Genomic DNA, 17,779 nt, shown 5'->3' with positions numbered 1-17,779 from the left:
TCATGACTATTCTCGTAATCGCCGAACACGACAACGCAACCCTGCAGCGCGCCACGCTCAACGCCGTCACGGCGGCGGGCGCAGCGGGCGGCGACATTCATGTGCTGGTGGCGGGCCACGGCGCCGCGGCCGTGGTGGAGCAAGCGGCCAGCATTGCCGGCGTCGCCGAGGTGCTGGTGGCGGACGCACCCGAGTACGCGCACGCGCTGCCGGAAAATCTCGCCTTTCTCGTTGTTTCACTTGCCAGCGGCTATACGCATGTGATTGCCGCTTCGACGGCCGTGGGCAAGAACTTCATGCCCCGCGTGGCGGCGTTGCTCGACAGCGCGCAGATTTCCGATGTCGTCGCCATCAGGGCGCCCGATGTATTCGTGCGTCCGATCTACGCGGGCAATGCACTCGCAACGGTGCAATCGTCCGATACCATCAAGGTCATCACGATCCGCCCGACCGCTTTCGATGCGGCGGCCACCGGTTCGGGCACCGCGCCCGCGCGCGCGATTGCCACGGCACCGGCCTTCGATAGGGCCCGTTTTGTCGGTCAGGAACTCACGAAGTCGAGCCGCCCGGAGCTTTCCGCGGCGAACATCGTCGTTTCGGGCGGTCGCGGCATGCAGAACGGCGATAACTTCAAGCTGCTCGATGCGCTCGCGGACAAGCTTGGTGCGGCCGTCGGCGCTTCGCGCGCGGCCGTCGATGCCGGTTTCGTGCCGAACGACTATCAAGTCGGGCAGACCGGCAAGATCGTCGCGCCCCAGTTGTATATCGCCGTCGGCATCTCCGGCGCTATTCAGCACCTTGCGGGCATGAAGGACTCGAAAGTCATCGTCGCAATCAACAAGGACAGCGAGGCCCCGATTTTTCAGGTGGCCGATTACGGTCTCACCGCCGATCTGTTCGAAGCGGTACCCGCACTGACCGCGGCGCTCGATTGAGTTCGATTGACGTTCGTCCGGATTGACAGCAATCCGGGCGCAGGCCTAGCATCTGAACGCCGTTCACGGAAATTGCACCGATAGTTGCATATTGGTTACGGACCGGGCTGCAAAACGAGCGGCCGCGACATAAAAAGCCGGAACCGGCGCCTACGCCGGCCACATCAAGGAGATATCCATGGGTAACAGAGGTCCCGATTCGGGTGCGCACACGGTCAGACTCGATTTCGTCCCGAAGGACAGTTACCTGTCGAAGCAGTTTCTCGAGCGGGAGAACGAGCGCCTGTGGCCGCGCGTGTGGCAGGTCGCCTGCCGCCTGGAGGAGATTCCCAACGTCGGCGACTACGTGACTTTCGATGTGGCGGGCGAGTCGATCATCGTCGTGCGCAAGTCGGCTGAAGAAATCAAGGCCTTTTTCAACGTCTGCCAGCATCGCGGGCGCCGCTTGACCAACGGTTGCGGCAAGGCCGCGAAGTTTCACTGCGCCTATCACGGCTGGCAGTGGAATCTGGACGGCAGCGTGGCGCGCGTGCTCGACCGGCAAGACTGGGAAGGCTGCCCGGAAATGGCCGATGGCGATCTGCGTCTCACCGACGTTCTGGTGGACACGTGGGGCGGTTTCGTTTTCATCAACATGGATCCGAACGCCGAACCGCTCGCAAGATTCCTCGATCCGGTGCCGGAGATCACGAACTGCTTCGAGTTCGAGAAGATGCGCTACCGCTGGTACAAGTCGATTCGCCTGCCGTGCAACTGGAAGGTCGCACTCGAAGCGTTCAACGAAGGCTATCACGTTGCCGCAACGCATCCGCAGTTGCTCGACGTTGCCGGCGACGACGTAACGCGCAGCTTCGCCTACGGCCGCCACGGCATGTTCGGGTACTCGACGGCCACGCGCATGATCGGCGCGCCGTCGCCGCGCACTGGCAAGCCCATGCCTGAAGACGTGCGCCAGGGTCTCGTGAACTTCTTCCGCGTCATGGAAGAAACGCTCAAGGCGATCAACACGGCTCGCGACTATGAAGCCGCGAAGCGTTTGATGCACGAAATGTCGCCGTCGGGCAACCAGTTCGAAGTCTTGGGGAAGGCGATGGAGTTCCAGCGCGAAGCGGCCATCGCAGAAGGTGCGGGCTGGCCCGAGATTACGTTCGAGCAGCTCGGTCGCGCGGGTGCGGACTGGCACGTGTTTCCGAATCTCGTGTTTCTCCCGTACCCCGATGGCGCGCTGTTCTATCGTGCGCGGCCGGACGGCGACAACCCCGATTCGTGCATCTACGACATCTGGTCGCTTCAGCGCTTCGCGCCGGGTGCGGAGCCGCCGTTGAAGCGTGAGTTCTATTACGGCGTGGACGACTGGAAAGAGAACGCGCAGGAAAACTTCGGCCTGATCCTGTGGCAGGACTTCCAGAACATGACCAACGTGCAGCAGGGCATGAAGTCGCGCGGGTTCAAGGGTTCGCGCACGAATCCGCTGCAGGAAACGTCGGTGTCGAACTTCCATCGCGCGCTGCGCGAATTCATCGCGCAGGAGGAGTGATGTCGGGGACCTGGGACGCTAGCTACGATTTCGTGGTGGTCGGCAGCGGTGGCGGTTCGATGTGCGCTGCGCTTGCCTGCAAGTCGGTGGGCAAGGATGCGCTCATCATCGAGAAGCTGCCGAAGGTCGGCGGCTCGACCGGTTATTCGGGAGGGGTCTGGTGGCTGCCTAACAATCACGTGATGAAGCGCCACGGCGTGAGCGATTCGTATGAACGCGCGCGTCAGTACTTCGACGCGGCGGTGACCTATCAAGGCCCGGGCACATCGGAGGCGCGACGCGAGGCGTATCTGCGCACGGGGCCGAAGATGGCCGAGTTCCTCGAACAGCAGGGTATGCAGTTCGTGTACGCGGACGGCTGGTCCGACTACTACGACACGCTGCCCGGTGGCGAGCCGCGTGGCCGTTCGCTGCTGGCAAAGCTGTTCGACGTGAAGGAGCTGGGCGAATGGGCGCCGCGTCTGTCGCGCTACAAGGGCCCTTCGATGCCGGCCAATTCGGACGAATATCCGCAACTCTTTCTGATGAAGCGCACGTGGGGCGGCAAGCGCAAGGCGATGCAGCTTGGCGGCCGCATGCTGTATCAGAAGATCACGGGCAAAGAGCTGGTTGCCAACGGCGCGGCAATTCAGGGGCGCATGCTGCAGATGGCGTTGCGTGCGAACGTGCCGATCTGGACCGACACGCCAGTGCGCGAACTCATTGTCGAGGACGGGCGCGTGACCGGCATCGTTGCGGTCCGCAGCGGCCGCGAAATGCGCATCCAGGCTCGCGAAGGCGTGCTGCTCAACACCGGCGGCTTTTCGCACAACGCGGAAATGCGCCGCAAATACCAGCCGCAGCCTTCATCGGCGGCTTGGACGAACGCGAATCCGGGCGATACCGGCGAAATCCTGCAAGCCGCCATCGCGCTCGGCGGCGCCGTGGACTGCATGGAGGAGGCGTGGTGGGTCGTGACGTCGCTCGGCCCCAACGAAGAACTGCCCGAGGGCGCGCGCGCGCCGGACGGTTCACCGCTGCCGTTTATGCATCACCTCGACCTCTCGCTGCCGTTTTCCCTCATGGTTGATCAGGATGGCGAACGCTTCTGCGACGAAGCGGGCGCCTACATGGAAATCGGCCAGCGCATGTACCAGCGCCACAAGGAGACCGGCAAGGCCGTGCCCGCGTGGGTCGTCATGGACAGCCGGCAGCGCAAGTATTACCCGTGGGGCACCGCCATGCCGGGGCAGATTCCTGAGAAGTGGCTCGACAGCGGCTACATGATCAAGGCCGATACGCTCGAAGAACTGGCCGCGAAATGCCATATCGACCGCGCTGGTCTGCTCAAAACGATCGAGCGCTTCAACGGCTTCTGCGAAACGGGCGTCGACGAAGACTACGGGCGTGGTTCGCGCGCATTCGATCGCTGTCATGGCGACCCGACTATCAAGCCGAACCCGAACCTCGGGCCGATCGAAGAGGGCCCCTTCTACGCCGTGCGCATGTACCCCGGCGACGTAGGTACGGCGGGCGGCCTCGTGACCGACGAATACGCTCGCGTGCTCAGGGAAGACGGCTCGCAGATTCCCGGCCTGTACGCCACCGGCAACTGCACGGCATCCGTGGTCGGCCGCTGCTACCCCGGTGCCGGCAGCAGTATCGGCGCGTCGTTCGTATTTGGTTATATCGCGGCGCTCCATGCAAGCGGCGCGCCAAAAATCTGGTGAGACAGGAGAGATACGAATGAACGCCTATCAGCCGCCCAGCAGTGAAGTCCTGGTCGACATTTACCGGCGCATGGCACTCATCAAGCAGAACGATGAGCGCTTTCGTGCCGTCATCAAGTCCGGCAAGCTGGTCATGCCGTACTACTCGCCGCGCGGCCAGGAGGTGATTCCCTCCGCGATGTCGGTGTGCCTCACCGACGACGACTACATCTGCACGATCTACCGCGGTGTTCACGACATGATCGCCAAGGGTGTGCCGCTCAAGGAATTGTGGGCCGAACTGGGCGGCCGCGTGACCGGCACTTGCAAGGGCAAGGGCGGCCCGATGCACGTTACCCATCCCGCATCCGGCGTCATGGTGACGACGGGCATCGTGGGCAGTTCCATGCCCATTGCAAACGGCCTCGCGCTGGCCGCGCAGATTCGTGGCGAGCCGCGGGTGGCCGTGGCTTATTTCGGCGACGGCGCGTCGAATATCGGTGCTTTCCATGAGTCGCTGAATATGGCTTCCGTCTGGAAGTTGCCGGTGATCTTCGTGTGCCAGAACAACGGCTACGCCGAGCACACGAAATACGCTTACGGCACGTCTGTGGCGAATATCGCGCAGCGTGCCGTCGCGTATCAGATGCCCGGCGTCACGGTCAACGGCAACGATCCGATCGCGATGCACAGGGCGGCACACGAGGCGGTCGAACGCGCTCGCAACGGCGGCGGCCCGACGCTCATCGAAGCGAATACCTTCCGCTTTCAGGGGCACGTGTTCGGCGACCCGGACGCGTACATGGACAAGCACGAAAAGGCCGCCTGGGTGGCCAGGGATCCCGTGCCGCTCTTCCGGCAGTGGCTCATCGAAGCGAAGCACGCAACCGAAGAGCAACTGGCCGCGATGGAATCCGATCACGAGGCGCAGATCGATGCTGCTGTCGAATTCACGTTGTCGAGCGAATATCCCGACGTTGCGGAGCTTCGCCGTGACATCTTCAAGGACGAGGTGATCGCATGAGCCAGGCACCCACGAACATCAACACTATCCAGGCCGTCAACTACGCGCTCGACGACGCAATGGCGGCCGACGCCAATGTGATCGTGCTGGGTGAAGACGTGGCCGATGGCCAGGAGGGCGGCATTGTCGGCGTAACGAAGGGACTGTCTTCGAAATACGGCACGTCGCGCGTGCGTTCGACGCCGATCTCGGAGCAGGCCATCATCGGCGCCGCGATCGGCGCGTCGATGGTCGGCATGCGTCCCGTTGCGGAAATCATGCTGATGAACTTCACGACGGTCGCGATGGACATGATCGTCAATCACGCCGCGAAGTTGCGCTTCATGTCGGGCGGACAGACCAACGTGCCGCTCGTCATTCGCACCATGACGGGCGCGGGGTTCGGCACGGGCGGACAGCATGCCGATTACCTGGAGGCATGGTTCGCGCACGTTGCGGGCATCAAGGTCGTCGCGCCTTCCAACCCGGCCGATGCCTATGGCCTGATGCTGTCCTGCATCCGCGACGACGACCCGTGCCTGTTCATCGAGAACATGCCGTCCTACTGGAATCCGGGCAATGCGCCGGAGCGCGGCGTGGCGATTGCGCTTGGCAAGGCAAACGTGGTGCGCGCAGGCACCGACGTGACGGTGATCAGCTACAGCCGCCGCATGCAAGAGGTCATGGTTGCCGCGGAGGCGCTCGCGAAAGATGGCATCGCGTGTGAAGTGATCGATTTGCGCACTGTCTCTCCGTTGGATACGGAAACGATATTGACGTCGGTTGCCAAAACGGGACGTGCCGTCGTCGTACACGAGGCGGTCAGGCCGTTCGGCGTGGGCGCGGAAATCGCTTCGCGCATTTACGAAGCCCTTTTCCGTGAACTCAAGGCGCCGGTGCAGCGCGTGGGCGCACAATTCTGCCCTGTGCCGTTCTCCAAGCCGCTTGAGGACGCCTTCGTTCCGGGCGTGGCCGATATCGAAGCGGCGGTTCGCGCCACGTTGAAATAACAGCGGCGCACCCAAGGATTTTCATCATCAATAGAGCAACGTCATGACCACACAAGTTCTGCTTCCCAAACTGGGCTTTTCGATGAACGAAGGCACGCTGGCCGAATGGCTGGCCGAAGACGGCGCGACCGTCAACGAAGGCCAGATTCTCTACGCGCTGGAGAGCGACAAGTCGATTCAGGAAGTCGAATCGCCGGCGTCGGGCAAGCTGCGCATCGTCGCACAGGTTGGCGAGGTGTATCCCGTCGGCACGCTGCTGGCGGAAATCGTCTGATCGGCTTCACGCCGTCAAGTACCCAAAGGTCGTTTGAAGAGGCATCCGCGATGAGTGTCGAATCCGTTGCTAACCGGTCGCAGGCCAATGCGAATGCCGGACCCGGCGAACCCGTAACGCCTGCATTTGGTGCCAATTTGCCGCCCTGGCCGCAGGTCGACTTCGCCGAATTCGGCGAGGTGGAGATCAAGCCGGTCTCGCGCATCCAGAAACTCACGGGGGCCTTCCTGTCGCGCAACTGGCTCACGATTCCGCATGTGACGCACCACGACGACGCGGATATCACATCGCTCGAAACCTGGCGCAAGGCGCGCAACGAGGCGAATGCGGCAGTGAAGCTCACACCGCTCGTGTTTCTCATCAAGGCGGTGGTGCGCGCTTTGCAGGAGTTTCCGCAATTCAACGCTTCGCTCGACGGGGATGGCAAGAACATCGTCCTCAAGAAGTATTTCCACATTGGGGTCGCGGTCGACACCCGCTTTGGACTGCTCGTGCCGGTGCTGCGTGACTGCGACAAGAAGAGCGTCGAGGAACTCGCAACCGAACTCGCGGCGATTTCCCTGAAGGCGCGCGAAAAGGGCCTTTCGATGGCGGAGATGTCTGGCGGTTGCTTTTCGATCAGCTCGCTCGGCGGCTTTGGGGGCACCGGCTTCACGCCTATCGTCAATGCGCCGGAGGTGGCGATTCTCGGCGTGACCAAAACACGGCTGGCGGCCGCACCCGCAGAAGACGGCGGTGGCGGTATTAGCTGGCGCAAGATGTTACCCCTCTCGCTGAGCTACGACCATCGCGTGATCAACGGAGCCGATGCGGCGCGCTTCGCCGCATTCATCGGGACCGTGCTGGCCGATCCGCAGGCGCTCGCAGGCTAAAAGAACGAAGTGACAAACAACGACGGGACTGAAATGAGAACCCTTGGCGAGATGATTGAGCGAAACGCTCGCTTGCATGCCGACCACACGGCGCTCGTGTACGCTGAGCGCCGTTTGACGCACGCTCAGTTGGCCGAGCGCGCGCGCCGCTTCTCTGGGGCGCTCTATGAGCGCGGCCTGCGGCGTCAGGATCGGGTTGCGATCCTCGCGATGAATTGTGCGGAGTACTACGAGAGTTACCGCGCATGCGAGTGGGCAGGCTTCATTCTGGCAACCGTCAACTTCCGGCTGGCGCCAGCGGAGATTCTTTATATCCTCAAGGATGCGGCCCCCAAGGCGCTTGTCTTCGAGGCGCAGTACGCGGATGTCGTGGATGAGCTGCGTTCGCAATTGCCGGAAATCGAGCAGTACATCTGCATCGGCGACACGCCGCAGTGGGCCGTTTCATTCGAAGCGGTGATGGACGAGGGCCCGCTGGAAGGGCCGCCGATCCGATCGAACCCGGAAGACTACGCTTACCTGATGTACACCAGCGGCACCACGGGGCGTCCCAAGGGCGTCGTTCGCACGCACCACGCCATGTGCGTCACCGCGGAAAGTTGCGCGCTCGTCACGGAGTTTTCCGGCAACACGCGCGTGCTGCAAACCACGCCGGCGTTCCATGTCGGCGGCATTGGCTTCGTCAATTCTGTGGCCTGGATGGGCGGCACGACGGTCGTGCATCGCGGCTTCGAGCCGAAGCAGATGCTGGAAACGATCGCCGAGGAGCGTATCACCTTCACGTTCATGGTGGCCGCCATGCTTCAGGCGGTGCTCGACGTGCCGGAACTGTCGAGCTACGACGTATCGAGCATCGAGAACATCGTCACCGCGGCGGCACCCGTGCCTGCGCCGCTGCTTTCGCGTGGCATTCGGGTGCTCGGCCCCGTGTTTTCGGTCCAATACGGCATGACCGAGAGCAACGCATGCTGGTTGCCTTCTCACGAGGTCAAGCCGCACGGCTCGCCGGAACAGGTTCGGCGCCTCGCATCGGTCGGGCGCCCGTGTCCCGGCATCGAACTACGCATCGTCGACGACCACGGCAACGACTTGCCGCAAGGCCGGACGGGCGAGGTATGGCTGCGCTCGCAGACGCAATTGAGCGGCTACTGGAATAACAGCGTCGCGACGGTGGAAGCGCTGCGAGACGGCTGGTATCGATCCGGCGACATGGGCTATCAGGACAAGGACGGCTACATCTTCCTCGTCGACCGCAAGAAGGACATGATCATTTCGGGCGGGGAGAACATTTACAGCCGTGAAGTCGAGGACGCACTGGTGCAGCATCCCGCCGTCGTCGACGTGGCCGTGATCGGGGTTCCGCATGAGAAGTGGGGCGAATGCGTCAAGGCGATCGTCGTTCTGCGTCGGGGCGAACAAGCCAGCGAAGCCGAGCTGATCGAATTTTGTCGCGACCTGATCGCGAGCTACAAGTGCCCGAAAGCCATTGCGTTCGTCGACGAGCTACCGAGGTTGCCGACAGGCAAGATCAGCAAGGTGATTCTGCGCAAGCAGTTTGCGTAGTTGAACCGGCAATCGCTTCATTCAGAGAGAACCGATCATGGCAAAATGGCTAAAAAGTACGGAGTGCGTACAGTTCGAAGTCTCGGAGCGCGTTGCACGCATCACGCTGAATCGCCCGGACAAGCGCAATGCCATCAACAATCCGCTGCTGCAGGAACTCAAGGCGGCGTTGCTGGAAGCCGACGATTTGAAGTCGGTCAACGTGATCGTGCTTTCGGGGGCGGGCCGTGACTTCTGCGCGGGATACGACCTCGTGACGACGTATACGGACCGGGCGGCGGAAGCCATCGATCCGGGTGAGTATCGTGGCACGATCCGCAGTTTCGACGACGACTGCTGGTCGATGGAGCGGCAGGCAGAGACGGTCAATCTGATGGCCGAGATCCACAAGCCGATCATCGCGCAGGTTCACGGCAACTGTCTTGCAGGCGGAACGGATCTCGCGCTCGCATGCGACATGGTGATCGCCGCCGACAACGCGAGAATCGGTTTTCCCGCCACGCGCGCCAACGGTTCGCCCCCTGCGCACATGTGGTTCTATCACGTCGGCCCTCAGTGGGCGAAACGTCTGCTGCTTTCCGGAGATTCGCTGTCAGGAAGAGACGCGGCGAAAATCGGCCTCGTCATGGACGCGGTGCCGGCGGAGCAACTCGAGGCGGAGGTGGGCGAACTGGCGCGCCGTCTGTCTTTCGTCGACGCCGATCTGCTGGCGGCCAACAAGCGCATCGTCAACATCGGGTTGGAACTGGCCGGTTCGCGCACGCTTCAGCGGCTCGCCGTGGAGAACGACTCGCGGGCTCACCAGAGCCAGGGACCGCGCCGCGCGCAGTTCAAGGCAGATATGGACGCGGTTGGGCTGAAGGAAGCGCTCAAGCGCCGCGACGAGCCTTTCGGCGACGGGATGATCCGCCTGCACGCTCGTGGCAGTTGACGAACCGAATTCGAACGAAGATCCGAACATCATGGACGTTGAACTCACATTGAACGGCGCAGTTGCGACGCTGTGCCTGAACCGCCCCGAGAAGCTCAATGCGCTGACGCCGGAAATGCTCGAGCTGATTCTCGGCCACCTCGATCGCATCGAGCAGGACCCGGAGATTCGTGCAGTCATTCTCACCGGCGCAGGCCGCGCTTTCTGCGCGGGCGCCGATATCAAAGGCAGCGGCGCCGCGCCGCCGCAGATGAGCGTTGCCCATGCTCGTGCTTCGATGGCCGTCTATCAGAAGATCGCGCTCAGGCTGTACAACCTGAACAAGCCGATGGTCGCGGCTGTGCGGGGCGTTGCGGTGGGTATCGCGTGGAGCTTCGCGCTCTGCGCGGACCAGCTGGTCGTTTCCGACACGGCGCAGTTCATTCCCGCGTTCCTGATGCGCGCCACGCTGCCCGAAGGCGGCATGGTGCATCTGCTTGCGCGTCATTGCGGCGAGTTTCGCGCTAAGGAAATCATGTACCTGAATCGCCGGCTGACAGGCCAGGAAGCGCTCGATATGGGCCTTGCCAGCCACTTCGTCGAGGACGGCGAACTCGACGCGGCAGCCGCGAAGCTGGCCGGCGAACTGGCGGCCGGCCCGACCTTTTCGCTTGGCCTGACGAAGCAATTGTTCCGGCTGAACGCCGCAAGCATGGAAGAGTTTCTGGCCCAGGAGCTGAATGCTGTAGCGCTCGCGGTGAATTCAGAAGACGCAGCGGAGGGCCGGCTGGCCGCGAGAGAAAAACGAGCGCCTGCCTTCCGTGGCCGCTAAATGGGGCTCCTCCACGAGCAGGGCGAGCCCGGCCAGTCTGATATACGGGTGCGTAAAAGATTCAGGAGTCGGGAAACATGAATTTTGCTTATAGCAAGGAAGACGAAGCGTTTCGCCAGGAAGTGATGCAGTTCTTCAAGGAGCATGCACCCGCCGATATTTCACGCCGGTGGCGCGTTGGCGTGCATCCGCCTGCGCGCGACGACATTCGCAAGTGGCAGGGCATTCTGTACGAGCGTGGCTGGGGCGCGCCCCATTTGCCGGTCGAGCATGGCGGCACCGACTGGAGCGGGTTTCGCAAGCATATCTTCATGGAAGAGCTGTACAACGCCGATGCCATGGACTACAGCTGGCAGTCCACGCATATGGTCGCGCCCGTCATCATCGCCTTCGGCTCGGCCTGGCAAAAGGAGCGCTTCCTGAAGCCGCTCCTGTCCGGCGATGAATTCTGGTGCCAAGGCTTCTCGGAACCGAACGCGGGCTCCGACCTCGCCGGATTGAGAACCACGGCGGTACTCGACGGCGACGAGTACGTCATCAACGGCCAGAAGATCTGGACGAGCGACGCCACCATTGCCGACTGGGGATTCTTTCTCGTCAAGACCGATACGACGGTCAAGCCGCAGCGAGGCATCTCGTTCCTGCTCGTCAAGATGGACACGCCGGGCATTACCGTGCGTCCGATCGTGTCGATCGAAGGCGGCAGGGGACTGAACGAGGTGTTCCTCGAGAACGTCCGTGTGCCGAAGGCGCATCTCGTGGGTGAGGCGGGCATGGGTTGGACCTATGCGAAGTACCTTCTGGAGAAGGAGCGCACGACGAGCGCGTTCCTGTACTTCAACAAACGTGAGTTGCAACGCGCGAAGGACATCGCCGCTCAGGAGATGGTCGACGGCGTGCGGCTGATCGATACGCCCGGGTTCGCGCGCAAGGTTGCGGAGATCGAAACGGATCTCATGGCGCTCGAGTGGTCGGTGCTGCGCATCCTCGCCGAAGAGAAGAGCGAGCGCAACCTCGACGCCGTGGTGTCCGCACTGAAGATCAGCGGGTCGGAAATGCAGCAGCGCGTGACGCAGCTCCAGATGGACGCGCTGGGTCCCCGCGTGATGCGCTTCGACGACCACAGCGTCGCGCACGCCGATCCTGCGGTCGACGAAAACTGGCCCGATTACGTGGGCGGCCGCACGTCGGGCTATCTCATCGCGCGCGCATCCACCATTTACGGCGGTGCGCGCGAAGTGCAGAAGAACATCATTGCGAAACTCGCATTCGGACTGTAGCCATGGACTTCAACTTCTCCGAAGAACAATTGATGCTGAAGGATGGCGCGGAACGCTACGTCCATCAGGAGTATGGATTCGAGGCACGCACGCACATCGCGGCGCAGCAAGAGGGCTTCAGCCGCGAGCATTGGCGCGTATATGCCGAGCTTGGCTGGCTCGGACTGACCATGCCGGAGGATGTCGGCGGACTGGGGTGCTCGTTTGTCGAAATGGCGATCCTGATGGAGGCGCTCGGCCGCGGCATGGCGCTCGAGCCCGTCGTGCAAACCGCGCTGCTTTGCGCCACGATTATCGAGCGAGGGGATGCGCGGCCTCTGCGCGAGACGCTGCTGCCCGCCGTCATCGAAGGCAAGCTGCTGCTTTCGCTCGCGGATAGTGAAGCTGGCAGCCGCTACAAGGTGGCTTGCCATGCGCGAACCCATGCTCGCAAAACCTCCTCGGGGTATCTCATCAGCGGCGCGAAGACGCTGGTGGTGGCCGGTGAGTCGGCAGATCAACTGCTCGTGACCGCGCGAGTGGAAAGCGCATCGCAAGGCGTTGCTGTGTTTCTTGTCGACCGTCGTGCTGCGGGCGTCACGTGCCGGTCGTATCGCTTGCTCGACAGCTCCCGTGCGGCGGATATCGACCTGCGCGACGTCGAGGTCGGCGACGATGCGCTGATCGTCGGACCGGAGCGCGCGCTGGAGGTGCTCACGCAGGCAACGGAACTCGCCGCCCTTGCGAGCGTGGCCGAGAGCCTCGGCATGATGGAGGCGGTGATGGCCATCACTTCGGAGTACATCAAGGGACGCTCTCAGTTCGGCCAGCCCATCGGCAAGTTCCAGGCATTGCAGCACCGCATGGCGGAGATGTTCGTCGCCACGCAGGAAGCGCGCTCGATGTTGTACTGCGGGATCGCGCATATCGACCGGCCGGCGTCCGAACGCAGCCGCGCCATCTCGGCGGCCAAGGCGGTTGCCGCGCGTGCCAATCGCTTCGTTTGCGCGCAGGGTATCCAGTTGCACGGCGGCATGGGGCTGACCGAGGAATATCCGGTTGGCCACTACTTCCGCAAGATGGTGATGATGGAAAAGATGTTCGGCGATATCGACTTTCATCTCGACCGCGTTGCGGCAAGCAACCGCATACCGGCAACGGCTTGAGCGGGGAGGAGCAGATCGTGCAACGCGTGAAAGACAAGATTGCGATTGTGACCGGGGCCGCATCGGGTATCGGCGCTGCCTGCGCCGTAAGGCTCGCGCAGGAAGGCGCCTTGCTGGTCGTGGCGGATCTGAATCTCGAAGGCGCGCAGGAGCAGGTTCGCCGTATCAAGGAGTCGGGCGGCCAGGCAGTTGCGGCGCGTGTCGATATCGGCGACGAAAGCTCGATCGAGGCGTTGTTCGATCTCACGCTCGAAACCTGGGGCGGCCTCGATATCCTGCACAACAACGCCGCCGCCACGTCGCTTTCCAGTACGGTCGATGCGGCGGTCGAGGCGGTCGACGTCGCGGTGTGGGACGACACGATGCGCATCAATCTTCGCGGCACGATGCTGGCTTCGCGGCGCGCGCTGCCGCTCATGCGCTCGCGCGGCGGCGGTTCGATCATCAACACCTCTTCGGGCTCCGCTCAGGCGGGCGCGCTGGGGTACAGCGCCTATGGCGTCTGCAAGGCCGGCATCGAGAATTTGACGCGCTACATTGCCGCGCAGCACGGCAAGGAGGGCATACGGTGCAACGCGATTGCTCCCGGGCTGATCGTCACGCCGGTGACTCAGGCGTACTACGCGGGCGAACTCGGGGAAATGATGCTGAGCCACCATCTCACGCCTCGCCTTGGACAGCCCGAGGACATTGCGCACGCGGTCGTGTATCTCGCTTCGGACGAAGCGGCGTTCGTCACGGGCCAGGTATTCAACGTCGACGGTGGACTGCTTTCACACCAGCCGTACTATGCCGATGAAATCCGCGCACGCTCGGCCGCGGCGGCCAACGTCGCGAAGGGGGCAGCATGACGACGGACCCCAGCATTCTTGCGCGTGTCGAACGCATCGAGGCGCAGCTCGCCATTCAGCAGTTGCCGGCGCGATACGCACTCGCGGTCGATTCGCGCGATCTGGACAGCCTTGTGCAACTGTTCGCCGAGGACGTCAATTGCGGCCGCTGGGGCGTGGGGCGCGCTGCACTGAAAACGTTCTACGGGTCCGAACATATCCTGCGCGGCTTTTATCGCAGCATCCACCAGATCTGCGGCCACGCAGTCGATTTCATCGACGCTGACCATGCGACGGGTACCGTATATTGCCGCGCGGAGCACGAGGACGACGGCTCGTGGGTGGTGATGGCGATCTGTTACTTCGATCACTATGTGCGGCGCGACGGGCAGTGGTATTTCGAGCGCCGCGAAGAGCAGCACTGGTATTCGACGGACTGGCTCGCACGTCCCGGCGCGCCGCGCTTCCAGAACTGGCCTGGCAAATACGAGGGCGACCGTTACCAGCCGCGTCTCCCGCAGGGCTTTCCGACGTGGGCGGCGTTCTGGAGCAAGAGCGAACAGCACGCCATCAACGTGTTGACGAAGGCGCCGTAAGCGCCGCCGTAATCGTGTTTGCGCCTTCGGCGCTAGCGCGGGCATGTGCATCAAAGCGCCGCTTCCCCGCGCAAGAGCACGTCGGCGCCACCGTCCGCGAAGGGTACCTGGCCCACCATGTAGGCGTTGGCCGGACCGGCGAGGAACGCAAGGAGCGGAACGATCTGCTCAGCGCTCGCATAGTCCCGCACGGCGGTGGGCACACCCGCTGCAAGTGCCTCGCGGCCCTCGGCGGTTTCCAGCAGGGGCGCGACCATCGGCGTTTTCACAATGCCCGGCGCGATCCCGTTTAGCAACACCCCTTGGTCCGCCCAGCCGGGCAGCACGGCCGTGCGCCGTATCCATTGGGTCAGCGCGCGTTTGGACGACGCATAGCATTGCGCGCCGATTTTCGCGGCCTGTTCCCGCGCGGCGGTTTCGTCGCCGTCGAGGCACAACTCGACGAGCCGCGTATCGACGGGATGAAGCGAGGCCAGTGAAGAGATCACCACAACGCGGGGCTGTTTTCCGCGCTGCAGGAGCGGCAACAGGCGCGGCAGCAGGTCCGCAACGCCGAAGTAATTGACCGACACCAGCGTGTCGCCGGCCACGGGGGGAGATACGCCGGCGCACGCGACCACCGCGTCGATTGATGGCGCAATCTCCTGCACGCGCGCGACGAGCGCTGCACGTCCCGTCGGGTCGGAGAGGTCAGAACACACATCGGCATTGTTCAGATCGACGCCAATCACCCGTTCGCCGAGTGCGGACACATGCCGGGCGAGGGCGGCGCCCATGCCGGAAGCCGCGCCGGTGATTAGCGTCGTGCGTGGGGCAGTCGTGGTCATGACGCTCAGGCCGCCGAGCCGGGCAGGCGCACCACCAGGCCGTCCAGTTCCGGCGTCATGAAGATCTGGCACGTCAGACGGCTGTTTTCGCGCACGTCCATCGCACAGGTGAGCATGTCGACTTCGTAGGACTCGGCCGCTGGCATGTGGCCGCGCCAGGCTTCGTCGACGTAGGCGTGACAGGTCGCGCAGCTGCAGCTGCCGCCACAATCTCCGAGAATGCCCGGGACCTGGTTGTTCACGGCAGTTTGCATGACCGAGTCGCCAACGTTGGCGCTTACGCCGGCTTCGCTGCCGTCCGGCTGGATGAATCGAATGAGCGGCATGGCTTCTGGACCTCTGAAAAATTAGTTGGACTGGGGGAGCAGACTTTTCAACGGGATCGACTCGTCGGCGAGATCGGCCGCACGAACCAGAATTTTCTCGGCGACGAACCGCTTTGCCAGCATGAATTCGGGCGCACGGCTCACCGTGTCGGCTGCGAGCATCGCGCCATCCTTGAGATAAAACGCCGAAAACGAGCGGCTCTCGGGACTTCCGCGCAAGACGAGTTCGTCGTAGCCTTGGGACAGCCCGACCATCTTTAGCTTCAGATCGTATTGATCGGACCAGAACCACGGCACGCTGTTATAGACGCGCTCCTTGCCGCACAGCGATGCCGCGGCGGTGCGGGCCTGCTCGAGTGCGTTCGGCACCGACTCCAGGCGCAGCCGGCGGCCGAGCGACGGATTGGGATGATTGGTGCAATCGCCGACCGCGAAAATATCCGGATCGGAGGTACGCGTATGCTCGTCCACCACAATGCCGTTGTCGACGGCGAGACCCGCGGCCTGCGCGAGTTCGGTGGCCGGCTCCAGTCCCACGCCGACGATGACGAGATCCGCCGCGACACGCGTGCCGTCCGCGCAGCCGACTGCGGCGACCGCGTCGCCGGACGCGTCGAGTTCGAATCCGCTCACGATCGCATTCGTGCGGATGTCGACCCCGGCCTCGCGGTGCACTTTCTCGTAGAACGTGGAAAGCTCGGGCGCGGTGACGCGCGCGAGCACACGCGGCAATGCCTCGAGCACGGTGACGTGCAAGCCGCGCTTCACGGCCACTGCAGCCACTTCGAGGCCGACATAGCCGCCGCCGATGATCACGAGGCGCGAGCCCGCATGAAACTGGTTACGAATGCGCGCGACGTGATCGAGCGTGCGAAGGTAGTGAAAGTTCTGCAGCTTCTCGATGGCTTCGATACCCGGCAACGCGAGTCGCCGCGCGCGGCCGCCGGTGGCCAGAACGAGCTTCGCGTAGCTGATTTCGCCGCCATTGGAGAGTGTGACCCGTTTCGCGTCACGGTCGATGCGCTCCACGCGCGTATTCGGAATGAACTCGACGCGTGCCTTGTCGTAAGTCGAAAGCGGTTTCAGGTAGAGCTGCTCGGCGGTCGATTCGCCGGACAGGAATGCCTTCGAAAGTGGTGGCCGCTGGTACGGCAAATGCGGTTCTTCTCCCACCATCACGATGCGTCCCGTCCAACCCTGTTCGCGGATCGCGGTCGCGCATTCTCCCGCAGCGTGACCCGCCCCGACGATCAGCGCGGTGTTTTCTGCGTCTACAGCTGTCATAAGGCGAACTCCGTCTCGCACGGCCGCACTCGCTGCGACCTCAGTTATTCTGAATGCTGTTCCAAATTGTGAACGACGGTCGGCGCGGCTGTCAATGCTCATCAACCCCGCTCACGCACCCCCGTTGCTCCCGCGCGGAGTTGACCATCGCCTCGATGCCGCCAACCGCGAAGCGGATCAAATAGGTGCGCATGCGCTCGATATGTGGTGCCGTAAGCGCGCGCGTTCCGGATCGGGCTTCTTTCGCGTACAGCTCGTTGAGCACCAGATGAAACACGGACTCGACGAAATGCTGCACGAGTTCGACGGTTTCCCGCGTGGCGCCAGGCAGCGCCTTCGCGAAGGCGTCGCGGTAACGGGCCGCCGCTGGCGCGTATTGGTCGTAGAACGGCGCCGTGAGATCGGGCCGCTCCAGCAGGCAGCCGATCTGGGTCAGCAGGCGCAGGTAGTTTTGCCACCCCGGGTCGCCGCTCTTCAGATGCGCGAAGGCCGGCGCGGAAAGCGCGGTCACGATGGCTTCCACATCGGGCCGCTCGCGGTGCAATGGCGCGAGCGCCGCTTCCAGCGAATCGATCACCTGCTGGCTGATCGCGGCTGCGCGGCGGCCTATCGACTGCTGGAACAGGGCGTCCTTGCTGCCGAAGTGGTAGCGCGCGAGGCTCAGCTCCATGCCGCAGCTCTGCATGATGTCGCGAATCGACGTACCGAAGTAACCGTGCATCGCGAACAGCCTTTCGGCCGTATCGAGAATGCGCTCGGGCGTGGTGCTGCGAGCCGAAGCGCGCGGCTCCTTGTTATCGGCTGCCGGCCTGCTGGCGGTCTGGGTATTCCTCGACGACATAGGTTTTCCTTTCATTTCGGGCGCAA

18 protein-coding genes are annotated in these 17,779 nt (G+C 63.2%); 14 read left to right on the top strand and 4 right to left on the bottom strand.

Annotated features, from left to right (window positions below):
- Positions 1 to 2: 2 nt before the first annotated feature.
- The 14 genes from AB4Y42_RS29690 to AB4Y42_RS29625 all read left to right on the top strand — a co-directional run bounded on the left by AB4Y42_RS29690 (position 3) and on the right by AB4Y42_RS29625 (position 14,475).
- Positions 3 to 935: an electron transfer flavoprotein subunit alpha/FixB family protein gene (locus AB4Y42_RS29690; protein WP_368696137.1), complete on the top strand. Its 933-nt coding sequence runs from the start codon at positions 3 to 5 to the stop codon at positions 933 to 935.
- A gap of 178 nt (positions 936 to 1,113) precedes the next feature.
- Positions 1,114 to 2,472 (top strand): SRPBCC family protein, encoded by a 1,359-nt coding sequence (locus AB4Y42_RS29685; RefSeq protein WP_069268808.1) that lies wholly within the window; start codon positions 1,114 to 1,116, stop codon positions 2,470 to 2,472.
- Complete coding sequence (locus tag AB4Y42_RS29680; RefSeq protein ID WP_368696136.1) at positions 2,472 to 4,181, top strand: FAD-binding protein; 1,710 nt, start codon at positions 2,472 to 2,474, stop codon at positions 4,179 to 4,181. The genes AB4Y42_RS29685 and AB4Y42_RS29680 overlap by 1 nt, the downstream gene beginning before the upstream one ends.
- 16 nt (positions 4,182 to 4,197) lie before the next feature.
- Positions 4,198 to 5,184: a thiamine pyrophosphate-dependent dehydrogenase E1 component subunit alpha gene (locus AB4Y42_RS29675; RefSeq protein ID WP_342947378.1), complete on the top strand. Its 987-nt coding sequence runs from the start codon at positions 4,198 to 4,200 to the stop codon at positions 5,182 to 5,184.
- Positions 5,181 to 6,173, top strand: a complete 993-nt coding sequence (locus AB4Y42_RS29670; RefSeq protein WP_342947379.1) for an alpha-ketoacid dehydrogenase subunit beta — start codon at positions 5,181 to 5,183, stop codon at positions 6,171 to 6,173. The genes AB4Y42_RS29675 and AB4Y42_RS29670 overlap by 4 nt, the downstream gene beginning before the upstream one ends.
- 43 nt (positions 6,174 to 6,216) lie before the next feature.
- The gene (locus AB4Y42_RS29665) at positions 6,217 to 6,447 is read left to right on the top strand and encodes a biotin/lipoyl-containing protein (RefSeq protein ID WP_069268804.1); all 231 of its coding nucleotides are present in this window, start codon (positions 6,217 to 6,219) and stop codon (positions 6,445 to 6,447) included.
- Between the two features lie 50 nt (positions 6,448 to 6,497).
- Positions 6,498 to 7,319, top strand: a complete 822-nt coding sequence (locus tag AB4Y42_RS29660; protein ID WP_368687449.1) for a 2-oxo acid dehydrogenase subunit E2 — start codon at positions 6,498 to 6,500, stop codon at positions 7,317 to 7,319.
- A gap of 33 nt (positions 7,320 to 7,352) precedes the next feature.
- Complete coding sequence (locus AB4Y42_RS29655) at positions 7,353 to 8,882, top strand: class I adenylate-forming enzyme family protein (protein ID WP_069268802.1); 1,530 nt, start codon at positions 7,353 to 7,355, stop codon at positions 8,880 to 8,882.
- Between the two features lie 37 nt (positions 8,883 to 8,919).
- Positions 8,920 to 9,813, top strand: a complete 894-nt coding sequence (locus AB4Y42_RS29650; RefSeq protein WP_368687450.1) for a crotonase/enoyl-CoA hydratase family protein — start codon at positions 8,920 to 8,922, stop codon at positions 9,811 to 9,813.
- A gap of 31 nt (positions 9,814 to 9,844) precedes the next feature.
- Positions 9,845 to 10,624: an enoyl-CoA hydratase/isomerase family protein gene (locus AB4Y42_RS29645; RefSeq protein ID WP_368687451.1), complete on the top strand. Its 780-nt coding sequence runs from the start codon at positions 9,845 to 9,847 to the stop codon at positions 10,622 to 10,624.
- Between the two features lie 77 nt (positions 10,625 to 10,701).
- On the top strand, positions 10,702 to 11,904 hold the full coding sequence (locus AB4Y42_RS29640; protein ID WP_368687452.1) for an acyl-CoA dehydrogenase family protein: 1,203 nt from the start codon (positions 10,702 to 10,704) through the stop codon (positions 11,902 to 11,904).
- A gap of 2 nt (positions 11,905 to 11,906) precedes the next feature.
- Positions 11,907 to 13,049, top strand: coding sequence for an acyl-CoA dehydrogenase family protein (locus AB4Y42_RS29635; protein ID WP_368687453.1), 1,143 nt, complete (start codon positions 11,907 to 11,909; stop codon positions 13,047 to 13,049).
- A gap of 17 nt (positions 13,050 to 13,066) precedes the next feature.
- The gene (locus tag AB4Y42_RS29630) at positions 13,067 to 13,900 is read left to right on the top strand and encodes an SDR family oxidoreductase (protein ID WP_368687454.1); all 834 of its coding nucleotides are present in this window, start codon (positions 13,067 to 13,069) and stop codon (positions 13,898 to 13,900) included.
- Positions 13,897 to 14,475: a nuclear transport factor 2 family protein gene (locus AB4Y42_RS29625; RefSeq protein WP_368687455.1), complete on the top strand. Its 579-nt coding sequence runs from the start codon at positions 13,897 to 13,899 to the stop codon at positions 14,473 to 14,475. The genes AB4Y42_RS29630 and AB4Y42_RS29625 overlap by 4 nt, the downstream gene beginning before the upstream one ends.
- Before the next feature lie 50 nt (positions 14,476 to 14,525).
- On the opposite strand, the gene AB4Y42_RS29620 is transcribed toward AB4Y42_RS29625, so the two are convergent.
- The 4 genes from AB4Y42_RS29620 to AB4Y42_RS29605 form a co-directional block, all read right to left on the bottom strand.
- Complete coding sequence (locus AB4Y42_RS29620; RefSeq protein ID WP_368687456.1) at positions 14,526 to 15,302, bottom strand: SDR family NAD(P)-dependent oxidoreductase; 777 nt, start codon at positions 15,300 to 15,302, stop codon at positions 14,526 to 14,528.
- A 5-nt stretch (positions 15,303 to 15,307) separates the two neighbouring features.
- Positions 15,308 to 15,628 carry a 2Fe-2S iron-sulfur cluster-binding protein gene (locus tag AB4Y42_RS29615; protein ID WP_368696135.1) on the bottom strand — a complete coding sequence of 107 codons (321 nt, stop codon included), beginning with the start codon at positions 15,626 to 15,628 and terminating at the stop codon, positions 15,308 to 15,310.
- 21 nt (positions 15,629 to 15,649) lie between these two features.
- On the bottom strand, positions 15,650 to 16,912 hold the full coding sequence (locus AB4Y42_RS29610; protein ID WP_368696134.1) for an NAD(P)/FAD-dependent oxidoreductase: 1,263 nt from the start codon (positions 16,910 to 16,912) through the stop codon (positions 15,650 to 15,652).
- A gap of 91 nt (positions 16,913 to 17,003) precedes the next feature.
- Positions 17,004 to 17,753, bottom strand: coding sequence for a TetR/AcrR family transcriptional regulator (locus tag AB4Y42_RS29605; RefSeq protein WP_368687457.1), 750 nt, complete (start codon positions 17,751 to 17,753; stop codon positions 17,004 to 17,006).
- Positions 17,754 to 17,779: the final 26 nt, after the last annotated feature.

It is taken from the genome of Paraburkholderia sp. EG286B, from assembly GCF_040965655.1.
Lineage (GTDB): Bacteria > Pseudomonadota > Gammaproteobacteria > Burkholderiales > Burkholderiaceae > Paraburkholderia.
The sequence above is the reverse complement of the archived record's forward strand: the minus strand, read 5'-3'. Positions and strand labels throughout refer to the sequence as shown.

What these genes read in the sequence shown, in the direction of transcription:
- AB4Y42_RS29675 (WP_342947378.1), top strand. Translation starts at nt 4,198, where the DNA reads ATGAACGCCTATCAGCCGCCCAGCAGTGAAGTCCTGGTCGACATTTAC.
- AB4Y42_RS29680 (WP_368696136.1), top strand. Translation starts at nt 2,472, where the DNA reads ATGTCGGGGACCTGGGACGCTAGCTACGATTTCGTGGTGGTCGGCAGC.
- AB4Y42_RS29615 (WP_368696135.1), bottom strand. Translation starts at nt 15,628, where the DNA reads ATGCCGCTCATTCGATTCATCCAGCCGGACGGCAGCGAAGCCGGCGTA.
- AB4Y42_RS29685 (WP_069268808.1), top strand. Translation starts at nt 1,114, where the DNA reads ATGGGTAACAGAGGTCCCGATTCGGGTGCGCACACGGTCAGACTCGAT.
- AB4Y42_RS29690 (WP_368696137.1), top strand. Translation starts at nt 3, where the DNA reads ATGACTATTCTCGTAATCGCCGAACACGACAACGCAACCCTGCAGCGC.
- AB4Y42_RS29660 (WP_368687449.1), top strand. Translation starts at nt 6,498, where the DNA reads ATGAGTGTCGAATCCGTTGCTAACCGGTCGCAGGCCAATGCGAATGCC.
- AB4Y42_RS29655 (WP_069268802.1), top strand. Translation starts at nt 7,353, where the DNA reads ATGAGAACCCTTGGCGAGATGATTGAGCGAAACGCTCGCTTGCATGCC.
- AB4Y42_RS29605 (WP_368687457.1), bottom strand. Translation starts at nt 17,753, where the DNA reads ATGTCGTCGAGGAATACCCAGACCGCCAGCAGGCCGGCAGCCGATAAC.
- AB4Y42_RS29620 (WP_368687456.1), bottom strand. Translation starts at nt 15,302, where the DNA reads ATGACCACGACTGCCCCACGCACGACGCTAATCACCGGCGCGGCTTCC.
- AB4Y42_RS29610 (WP_368696134.1), bottom strand. Translation starts at nt 16,912, where the DNA reads ATGACAGCTGTAGACGCAGAAAACACCGCGCTGATCGTCGGGGCGGGT.
- AB4Y42_RS29650 (WP_368687450.1), top strand. Translation starts at nt 8,920, where the DNA reads ATGGCAAAATGGCTAAAAAGTACGGAGTGCGTACAGTTCGAAGTCTCG.
- AB4Y42_RS29635 (WP_368687453.1), top strand. Translation starts at nt 11,907, where the DNA reads ATGGACTTCAACTTCTCCGAAGAACAATTGATGCTGAAGGATGGCGCG.
- AB4Y42_RS29625 (WP_368687455.1), top strand. Translation starts at nt 13,897, where the DNA reads ATGACGACGGACCCCAGCATTCTTGCGCGTGTCGAACGCATCGAGGCG.
- AB4Y42_RS29665 (WP_069268804.1), top strand. Translation starts at nt 6,217, where the DNA reads ATGACCACACAAGTTCTGCTTCCCAAACTGGGCTTTTCGATGAACGAA.
- AB4Y42_RS29670 (WP_342947379.1), top strand. Translation starts at nt 5,181, where the DNA reads ATGAGCCAGGCACCCACGAACATCAACACTATCCAGGCCGTCAACTAC.
- AB4Y42_RS29645 (WP_368687451.1), top strand. Translation starts at nt 9,845, where the DNA reads ATGGACGTTGAACTCACATTGAACGGCGCAGTTGCGACGCTGTGCCTG.
- AB4Y42_RS29640 (WP_368687452.1), top strand. Translation starts at nt 10,702, where the DNA reads ATGAATTTTGCTTATAGCAAGGAAGACGAAGCGTTTCGCCAGGAAGTG.